The sequence below is a fragment of the Candidatus Limimorpha sp. genome (assembly GCF_056203535.1).
Window position 1 is genome coordinate 25,318 of the sequence record NZ_JBADWU010000098.1, and the last position, 8,412, is coordinate 33,729.

At 43.6% G+C, this 8,412-nt stretch carries 6 protein-coding genes and 1 tRNA gene; 3 read left to right on the forward strand and 4 right to left on the reverse strand.

Going from position 1 to position 8,412, the window contains the following annotated elements:
- Positions 1-473: 473 nt before the first annotated feature.
- Entirely contained in the window at positions 474-1,457 is a 984-nt protein-coding gene (locus tag AC06MN_RS11220) for a LysM peptidoglycan-binding domain-containing protein (protein WP_475672470.1), read from the reverse strand.
- Between the two features lie 60 nt (positions 1,458-1,517).
- Between AC06MN_RS11220 and AC06MN_RS11225 the strand changes: the two genes are divergently transcribed.
- The 3 genes from AC06MN_RS11225 to AC06MN_RS11235 all read left to right on the forward strand — a co-directional run bounded on the left by AC06MN_RS11225 (position 1,518) and on the right by AC06MN_RS11235 (position 6,114).
- Complete coding sequence (locus AC06MN_RS11225; RefSeq protein ID WP_475672471.1) at positions 1,518-3,854, forward strand: hypothetical protein; 2,337 nt, start codon at positions 1,518-1,520, stop codon at positions 3,852-3,854.
- Between the two features lie 61 nt (positions 3,855-3,915).
- A complete protein-coding gene (gene purN, locus AC06MN_RS11230; protein WP_475672472.1) occupies positions 3,916-4,482 on the forward strand; it encodes a phosphoribosylglycinamide formyltransferase in 567 nt (188 codons plus the stop codon).
- Positions 4,483-4,668: 186 nt separating this feature from the next.
- Complete coding sequence (locus AC06MN_RS11235; protein WP_475672473.1) at positions 4,669-6,114, forward strand: AAA family ATPase; 1,446 nt, start codon at positions 4,669-4,671, stop codon at positions 6,112-6,114.
- 179 nt (positions 6,115-6,293) lie between these two features.
- Here the strand turns inward: AC06MN_RS11235 and AC06MN_RS11240 are convergent, their stop codons facing one another.
- The 3 genes from AC06MN_RS11240 to AC06MN_RS11250 form a co-directional block, all read right to left on the reverse strand.
- Complete coding sequence (locus AC06MN_RS11240; protein ID WP_475672474.1) at positions 6,294-7,205, reverse strand: YitT family protein; 912 nt, start codon at positions 7,203-7,205, stop codon at positions 6,294-6,296.
- A 108-nt stretch (positions 7,206-7,313) separates the two neighbouring features.
- Positions 7,314-7,386 (reverse strand) — tRNA-Lys (locus AC06MN_RS11245).
- Positions 7,387-7,805: 419 nt separating this feature from the next.
- Positions 7,806-8,412 (reverse strand): T9SS type A sorting domain-containing protein (locus tag AC06MN_RS11250; protein ID WP_475672475.1); only part of this gene is annotated, 607 nt, incomplete at its 5' end.

The window sequence follows — 8,412 nt, forward strand, 5'->3', positions numbered from 1 at the left end:
TTGCGAGATTCCGATAGCCGCGAATAAACGCCAGTTCAGCGTCTTTTCAATATGTCAGCCATCCAACACCCATTGAATGACGCTGCAAATATAAGGGAAATGGAAGCTAATACGCAACAATGTTAGAAAAAAAACAGAAAAAACATTTGAAAATTCATCCTGCTGTAGTTTTTGGCAGAATCGCTGTCATTGAGCAGCAATTGGCCGGATTGAGGAAATAAAATCATTCATTACCAATAGAAAAGGCTCTTGCACACGTGCAAGACCCTTTTCCCTTTATCAGCAACAGGTGTCGTTCGCATTGCTCACTTGCCTATTGCTGAAATCAGACTGCCCTTTCATGGCGACCGAATCGGACGGTCTAACGCCCTGAATAGGCAGCCTATCTTGAACCCGTCGCAAGCGAAGCGGCACGTCGGGTCTACGCCGCAGAGCCAGCGATGCGGCGGATGAACCCGAAACAAAAAGTAAAACTATTTCACCCGAATCTTCTGCCCAATTTGCAAAATGCTCGTCTCTTTCAGATGATTTAACCTACATAATTCCGAAATAGTCGTCCCGTGCATTCTCGCAATCCTAGTCAAAGTATCGCCCGATTTAACACGGTAAATCTCGCCATCGGAATCTGAAACATTCTTATCGTTTCGAGGTTTCTCAGGCTTTGAATCCTTCACTTTCAAGGTTTTCTGTTTGCCGCTCAAATCGGAATAAACATTTTTCAAGGTTTTCATTGTAATCTCATAATCGGTATTCACGCTCCGCAGCGAATCGGAAAGCCGATGGGAAAACAGCCAATCGTATGTCTCTTTCAGATAGAAAATCCGCGCCGGTGAACCATGATCTCCCCCTTGCAGTTTCGTGAAACGCAGCAAATCAGTAGAACCACATTCGCGCATGGCATCCATTACGGCTATCGATTTGGACATCGGAACCGCCCTGTCAGCCGTTCCATGAATAATCCACAAAGGCAAGGTATTCAGTCCGCATACATCGCGCACATTGCAACCACCGCACATTGCCATTGCAGCCGCGATTTTTTCGGGATAAGTGGCAGCAAAGTCGAGTGTCCCATAGCCGCCCATGCTCATTCCAATCACATAGAACCTATTGGTGTCTATCACATAATGCTCTTTCACCCAATCATACACATTCATAACCTTCTTCGGCGACCAGCCGTCATTCGTTTGAGGCGCAATCACGATGGCATCAATTTCACGCCCCTTTGCAAGCGCATCAAGAGGGCCGTATGTCCTGACCTTTTCCAAATTGTTTCCCGAGAGGCTTTTTCCATGCAAAAACATGATGACAGGTTTCTTTTCGCTCATCGTATCGGCATAATCATCAGGCAGATAAAGCCAGAAATTATAGCCATCATTAACCATTTGGCGACAGGCAACCAGTTGAGCTACAGAGCACAACGGCATGAAACATAATAAAGCTAAAATCAATTTTTTCATGTGACAAAAATAGTGTTTCCTTTTAAAAGAAAAGCTATCTTTGCGGCAAATTAGCAGGAAATGAACGCACGGATAAGACATTTGGCATTATTAGCAGCTACTGTGTTTTTCTTAGGAAGCGCAAATGCACAATCATATTTGAATGATTTTGAGAATTTTAGCAATTATTCTAAGCCTTGGACTAACTTAAACATCATTGAAGGCGGCACGACTCATAGCGGAAACCACTTTTGCCTTTGCGACAGCATTGATGAATATGGTTTCGGAGCAGAAATCGATGCCGGACAGCATTTTGTGAAGCAAAGCATCAATTGCCAGTTTGGTTTCTGGTGCAAAATGGAGCAAAACATCGGCGAATGCCTGATTGTTGTCAGCATCGACAATGAAAGCGGAAACATTTATTGGCACAGCTACCCGATTTCGGATTTCGCCCACAATGCAAACGATTGGTTCCCCGTTTCGCTTGACCTGAATTTCCCAATGGATTACTTGAAAAACGGCATCATCAAGCTGTATCTGTGGAATCGCGGCAAGAACCGCATTCTCATTGACGACGCCCACTTGAACATCAGACCCATTCAAGATTCCTATCTTCCCAAAACAACATGCGAAACAGAAAAAACCGATAATCTGCTGCATGTCACCTGGAACAATGAGGCTCTTTCCTCCCCTATCGCCAACCTTTTTGAATACATTCTGGATAACGACACGATAACCGAATTTTCCACAGATTGGAAGCTCGAAAAAGAATCAAACAATTGCAAGACAAAACATTACATATCGACGTCGAATATTTCCGAAACTCATCTCACTGAAATCGGGGAAGGCAACGAGAGGCTTTATAAAGCGGAAACGCATTTCAATAAGAACTGCAAACTGCTGCGTCAAGCCATCGTCATTCCATTTGCCGACAGCATTTTCACTATCAACAGAAGGAATCAAAAACTCGACAGCCTCGATTTCCAAAACGAGTACTATCTTGACCGTGAAGGCTTTATCGTTGGCGAAGGAGAACGAAGCATCGCCACCTACCACAACACGGAAATTTCGTCCATCCAATTTGATACAAAAAACCGAACCGCCTATTTCAACATTGATTATTGGCGCGATCATCCACTGATTCATTATCCGCTCTGCAACGACACTTCCGACTTTTTCCAAGACATTTCCTGCAAAGAAATTGATGGGGAAACGATTATCAAAGGTGAGTTTACGCTTTTCATTGGCACCGGCATTCAGGAGATGCCACGCATCATGCCCATTTGGGACGGCTACGAATCGGCCTTTATTTTCACTGAACACGCCGACTGGACCGACATTCGCACCCATCGAGCCGTTTTGTTTGGAAACGAGCATATTACAAGTCCAGAAGATGCCGTTGGCGGTTTCGTTTATTTCGATATCCCTGTCACGAAAAGCGTATTTTTCAACAATCCCGACAGCATAACCAACTACAAAACTTCTGACGGTAATTTTTCCGGCTTACACGCCACCATAAAAACTGACAAAGCATTTTATGAATTACTTAAATCGCTGAAAAACATTGGTTTCGATATTTGCTTGCATACACCCGAACAATACACGACAGTCAACGGAAACCTTGGCAAAGCCCTCCGCTTCATGCGCAAACGATTCGAATCACCAACTTGGATTGACCACGGCTATAACAACAATGCGCAAAACAACCGTGAAGACTTGGTTTGCGACGCACTTCTCACCGATTCACCACAATTTGCCGAAAAACTCTGGAAAAGAAACAAAGTCAAATACTTATGGAATGCCTATTACGAAGAAAACCGTATGGAACACCTGATTTTCGACGGGCATTTCGTTCAACCATACGATGGTTTCGGCGACGCTTTGCCCAACCGTCAAATCACCACTTTGCCTGATGAAAACCATTTCCGCCTTTGGTCGACACCTTCCACATTGGAAGTCAACACGGACGGCCAATGGTATTACTTTTTTGAAGCAAAGCGGCTACAAAGACTCGTTGACAATCACAACGTTTTCATCACGCACACCTATCCGGCTTGGACCGATCCCGAGCGTGCTTTCTGGCAATACGATGAAGACAGTACCGCTGTTGCCATGCCTGGTTTCAATTTCGCGCTGCAACAAATCGCCAATCTTCGTAACGAGAAAAAAATGCTGCCAACCACCATTCAGGACTATTTGAGCTTTTACGAGAGTCTACTCAAAGTAGATTATAAAATATTGAATGACAAAACCATAGAATTAAAGAATAATGGTCAAGACATTGAAGGTTTCACCATTCTCAGTGAAAAGCCGATATACATTTTCGGGAAAAACTTCAACACACGCCAAACCGAAGAAGGCTTCTACACTTGGTTTGACCTTTATGGAAAAGAAAAAGTAAAATTATTGATGAAATAGGAGATAGAGAACAAGTATCACTTGTATTACAAATTCCTCCCTCCAATAAAACACAACTACAATGAAACGCATATCCATTTTTGTGTCGGGAAACGGCACCAATCTTCAGCGCATCGCTGAATATTTTTCTAACAATCAAGAAGTCGAAATCGTCAACGTGGTTTGTAACAACCCAAAGGCTTATTCCATCGAAAGAGCCAAAAACCTTGGCATTCCGTTGAGAATGGTCACGAAAAAAGAGTTCAACACGCCTGAATTTACCAAGGAAATGCAAGGCCTCAATTTGGATTTGATTGTCCTTGCAGGTTTTCTGCTTCAGATTCCAGAAAGCCTTGTGAAGGCATTTCCTAAGAAAATCATCAACATACACCCTGCCCTTTTGCCAAAATACGGCGGGAAAGGCTTTTATGGCGAACATGTCCACGAAGCCGTCGTTGCTGCAAAGGAGCCATATTCCGGCATTACAATCCACTATGTGAATGAACTTTACGACAGCGGTGAGATTATTTTCCAAGCCAAAATCGCCTTGAACGACCACGAAACACCCGACACGGTGGCGGCAAAAATCCATGTTTTGGAGCAAGCCAATTTCCCCGTCATTATCGAGCAGGTGCTGTTTGGAGAATAATAGGAAAAAATAAATCCAAAAAGTCCCTCTAAGTGCATTTTGAAAAACAGTTAGAGGGACTTTTCACATCTACAAACTCCCTCTAACTAGGTTTTAGGACATAGTTAGAGGGACTTTTTGAAAAATATTTATTTTGATTTACAAATAATTATGTATTTTTGCATTGAAAAATAAATCAACAATTTAATGGAATTGATTGGAAGGAATAAAGAGATAAAAGAGTTAGATGCCATTATGGAATCTGGTGTACCTGAATTTGCGGTCATTTATGGTCGCCGAAGAGTTGGAAAGACCTATTTGGCAAATCAATATTTCAAGGACAAATTCACTTTCAAGTTCACGGGGCTTGCCAAAAAGAGCAAGAAAGAGCAACTTCATGCCTTTTGGACAGAACTGAACAAGCAAGGCAGCATCAACTATCAACAGCCCACAACATGGTACGAGGCCTTCGAAATGCTGAGAAGCCTAATAGAGAACTCGAAAAAAAGAGGCCGTAAAGTCGTTTTCATCGACGAACTTCCATTCATGGATACGCCACGCAGCAGCCTGATTACAGCTTTGGAACATTTTTGGAACCATTGGGGATGCACACGCGAAGATTTGGCTTTAATTGTCTGTGGTTCTGCCACATCTTGGATTACGAAAAACATCATCCGAAACCACGGCGGCCTACACAACAGGCTCACGCGAAAAATCTACATCAAGCCATTCAATCTTGCCGAGTGCAAAACCTACCTCAAAAAGCACAACTTCCATTTCACAGACAAAGAAATAACCGAATGTTACATGATTATGGGCGGAATTCCGTTTTATCTCAGCCTGTTAGACAACTCCAAAAGCCTTGCGCAAAATATTGACGAACTGTTTTTCCGCCGCAAAGGAAAACTTTCAACCGAATTCGATGATTTGTATGCCTCGCTTTTCAGCAAATCAAAAGACTATATTGCTGTGATTGAAGCATTAAGCAAAAAAAGCAAAGGACTAACCAGAAAGGAAATCATTGAAGCGACACACCTAGCAAATAGCGGCGACCTGACCAGAATCCTCGACGACCTCGACAATTGCGACCTCATCAGACGGTATCGCGGTTACGGAAAAACCGAACGCATGAACCTTTACCAACTTACAGATTTCTATTCTTTCTTTTATTTCAAGTTCATCAAGGAACACAACAACACCGACAACGATTTCTGGATTCATCAAATCAACACGCCGGCACACAACGCTTGGAGCGGCTATGCATTCGAACAACTATGCCTTTATCATGAAGCCCAAATTGAACATGCCTTGGGCATCAGCGGTGTTCTGACTGAATGTTTTTCATGGACTTCCAACAGAAAAAACGACGATTGTGACAATATAAAGAAGAAAAACGCTCAAATTGACCTTATCATCAAACGCGCCGACAAGGTGGTAAATATCTGCGAAATGAAATATTGTGCGGAAAAATTCATCATCAAGAAATCCTATTGGGACAACTTGGAAAACAAGATTTCCGCCTTCAGATTGGAGAACAATTACAACGGAAACATCCAGTTGGTAATGGTGACAACATTTGGATTGTTAAAAAACAAATTCAGCCAACAAGTTTTACACCAAATCACTATGGAACAATTGTTTAGCAGCATTTAACACATAATCAAACTCCCTCTAACTCGGTTTTAAAACACAGTTAGAGGGAGTTTTCGTATTAATGTGCCCATATCAAAATTGCCTTTCACATAACGGACGCACAGGTATGTCCTTATCCCCGTCCCCTCGGCAAGTTCGGGAAACTAAATCCTCCTCACTTCCAATTCCATACTCTTGGTTCATTCCGTCGGCAAAGCCTTGAAACCGTTGCCCATGATTTCAGAACTTTCAATCACATTGACGAAAGCATTCGGGTCGAGGTAACGGAGATTGGCTTTCAACTTCACCAAATCAGTGCGGTTCAAGGTCACGTAAATCATCTTGCGCTCTGCACCTTGATAGAGGCCGCTGCCTGCGAAAACGGTACCGCTGCGGTCAAGGTCCTCGATGATGAAATTTCGGACTGCATCAATTTCATCCGTAACGATAAACGCTGTCTTATAACTCTTTACACCTTCAACGATCAAGTCGATAACCTTGCTTTCAATCACAATCAAGAGGATTGAATAGATAGGCAGACGCAATTGGCGGAAAGCGATAAACGATGTCAAGGTGATGCACGAGTCGACGATGAGGACAAGCATTCCCAATGACACCTTAGTATATTTGTGCAAAATCATGGAAATGATGTCGCTGCCGCCTGAAGTGGCACCTGACTTGAACACCAAGCCAATAGCCACGCCATAAACCAATCCCGCGACCAAAGTATTCAGGAAATAATCAGGCACAAAAGCCAACCCCTTGACCGGTTCATTCAGCAAACCATCGTGGATGACAGGCTGATAGCCCCAGAAAGTTTCGAGCAGCCAAGTGAAAGCGAAAATCAAAATGGTGGAAATCACCGTCTTGGCACCGAATTTCGGTCCTAAAATCCAGGTTCCAATCAGCAGCAAAGGAATATCCATGCAAATGGCATAGTAGGAAATCTTCCAAGGCCACACGGTGTTCAGAACGTTTGCCAAGCCGTAAGTTCCGCCAGGAGCCAGCAAATAAGGATTCACGAACATCACATCGCCCACTGCAAATATCAGCGAGCCTAACACCAAATAGAAATACGCAACTAACTGTTGTTTCATCTTTGCTTTTTCCATAGTTATAAAGTATTAAATTACAAATTGTTACACTACAAAAGCACATCTTTTAATGCACAAAGAAAAAAAGTCAATCCATTGTTTTCAACAGATTGACTTTTGAAATCGTACTCCCGCAGGGGGTCGAACCCTGGACACCCTGATTAAGAGTCAGGTGCTCTACCAACTGAGCTACGGAAGCATCGTTGTTTCAGGGCGCAAAATTACAACCTTTTTTGATACGCGCAACATTTTTCGCAAACTTTTTTTCTTATATGCGATAACAATCTATTAAACAAAGTATTAGAATATTACAATAATGACACGACATTGATTTGGTTTTGGGATTTTCTAGGAAAATGTTCCAATATGCGAAGGAGTTCCCGCCTTCGCGAGGATGACGGCCTTCGCGGTGTGAATGACCTGAAAACAAGAAACGGCGGAAGCAAGGATAATTAATGAATAATTCGTGGAAATTAATGGTAATTCATGTTTGAAAAAACAAGAAGGGCTGCTCCTGATTGGAGTCGCCCTTCCGTTTCATTTTGCCGTATATGATTTGGTTTGGGGCGGCAGAGACGCGACATGTCACGTCTCTACACGTGTCCCAAATCATTTCATTTATTTAACGACAGTAACGCGCTGTGTGCTAACGCCGTTTTCGGTAGCGATGCGGACCATGTACACGCCAGCGTTGAACTGGGCCATGTTGATGATCTGCTGGTCGCCTTCGATTTCGACATCATACACAACCTGACCGAGGACTGAAACCACAGTGATGCGGTTCATGTTCTGGGCCTGGATGGTGATGTTGCCGTTGGTCGGGTTAGGATACAGGGCGATTTCGCCGTTTTCAGCAACGCTCGTCACGTTCACGATGACGTAGTTGTTAGCTGGGTTAGCTTCGCTCTGTGCAGGATCTGATTCGCAACCGTTGCTGTATTCAGCGCGAACCTGATAGTAGTAAACGCCAGCTGCTGTTGCATCGTAGTATTCGTAGTAGGTCTGGCCTTCAACTGCGTTAACTGAACCGATAAGTTCGTAGTCGACATTGTCGGCTGAACGGTAGACGTTGTACTTCACGATGTCTGCACGGTTAGCGAATGCAGGACGGTTACCCTGCTTGCTGATGCCAGCATTGGCGAGGACACCATCAGGTGTGCCGTTCAGGGCAGGAACTTCGATAGCGGTTGCAGGGATACCCTTAGCCATGTTGGTCACATAGCCG